Source organism: Nocardia grenadensis NBRC 108939 (genome assembly GCF_001613445.1).
Lineage (GTDB): Bacteria > Actinomycetota > Actinomycetes > Mycobacteriales > Mycobacteriaceae > Nocardia > Nocardia grenadensis.
Genome location: NZ_BDCJ01000034.1, coordinates 1 through 1,724 on the forward strand (window position 1 = coordinate 1; position 1,724 = coordinate 1,724).

Below are 1,724 nucleotides of genomic sequence, written 5' to 3' on the forward strand. Positions count from 1 at the left end.
GGGTTGGCACTCATGGCCAGGTTCAGGGCCCACCAGCCGACCGCCGCCGCTGCGAGAACGGGGGAGATCGGGTCCAGCCAGCCGAGAAGTGTGCCGAGCCCATCCGCAACGCGAACGATTACCCAGCCTAGTTTCTCCATGAGCGGGACGGAATCGCTGAGCAACTGACCGAAGAGATTGCCCATCGGGCCGGCCAGGCTCTCCATCGCGGGACCAAGTGCGCCGGAGAGAGCTTCGGTGAATTTACCGATTCCGGGGCCCGCTTCGCGGAAGAAATCGCCGATACTCTTGAACAGGCTGAACCAGACGGAAGTTCCGCCGCCCATGTGTTCCAGAGCAGGTGCCAGACCGGCGAACATTCCACCGAACATGGCATTGATTCCGTCGAACATCTTTTCGAGGCTCTTATTGGAGCCTGCTGCGGTTTCAGCTACCCCCGTGCCGAACATCTCGAAGAAGTCAGCGAATCCGTCACCGGTGACACGCCAGGTATCCCCGAGGGCGCCGGCGCTACCGGACATTGTCTGGAACATATTGCCGAAACCGCCACCGAAGCGTGACATTCCATCACGGAAGCCCTCGATGGTCGGCTTGGAATTATTCAGCGCTGTGGTCAAGCTCGGCAGCGCTTCATTGACGAATCCGAAGACGCCATCGGCCATCGGCCGCATCAGTCCCGCTGCACTCGAAAACAGTCCAGTAAGGGGCTCTTTCATTTCGTCGATCTTCTGGCGCCACGCAGGCATCAGGGTGTCGACCATCTCCTTCATCGGATTCGTGATGTCCATGAAGTAGCGGCCGGCCTGAGCCAGGAGACCGTTCTGCTTGGCCTGGGCTTCGTTCAGTTCGGTTTGCGCGTCGGCGAGCTGCTGCTGGGCCACGGCAACCTGCTGGAGAGCGTCTGCGTTGGCCTGCGCGGCGTCGGCTCGTGCTTGATCCGCTTCGCGCTGTGCGTCGGCTATCGCGGTGTCGGCGTCGGCTACTGCCTGCTTGGCGTCCACGACCCGCTCGGAGCCTTCGATGCCTTCCTGGGCGGCCTGCTTGCCGTCTTCGCGCAGCTGCTGATTCCGGAGCCGGACCTGATCGAGTCGCTGGAGTGCGCTGTTGATGTTGTTGTCGGCCTCGCGCACATCGAGGATCGAGACGGGTTCACCATCTTGACCGAGCTTGCGCTTGGCTTCGAAGGCCCGTTCAACTGCGATGACCGCCGATTCCTCGTCGACCGCCATGCCCTGGAGATCCATTGCCAGGTTTTGGACCGCGCGGCGCTGGTCTTCGTATGCCTGGGTGAGGTCTTCGCGGGCGTCCTTGGCGGCACGAGTGGCTGATGCGACCTGCCTGTCTGCCGACGCGATGCGCTGGGCGCCCTGAGCCGCGACCCGGGAGACGTTGGTGTAGGCATCCGAGAGGGAGCGTTCGGCGGTGTTCGCCTGCTTCTGTGCTGCCCTCGTTGCCTTGTCGTGGGTCTCGGTGAGTTTGTCGATAGCCATCCGGCCGGCAAGTGCCCCAGCGATCAGACCGCCCGCGAGCACCCCGACCAGCGCGGCGCCAACCAATGCCCCGACCTGACCGAGCAGGAAGAAGGCCGCCGTGATGATGCCGATGGATGCCGCAGCACCAAAAGCCGCCATGCGCAGCGCTGCCAGCGTGACCATCCAGTGACTGGTGTCTGCGTGAGCCCGGAGTTTGACTATGCGATCCCGAGCGGCAAATCTGATCTTGGC

General features: G+C 63.0%; 1 protein-coding gene. It reads right to left on the reverse strand.

All coding sequences use genetic code 11. The features are described from left to right. Positions 1-1,655: hypothetical protein (locus NGR01S_RS28050; RefSeq protein WP_157107470.1), on the reverse strand; the 1,655-nt coding region annotated here is incomplete at its 3' end. Positions 1,656-1,724: the final 69 nt, after the last annotated feature.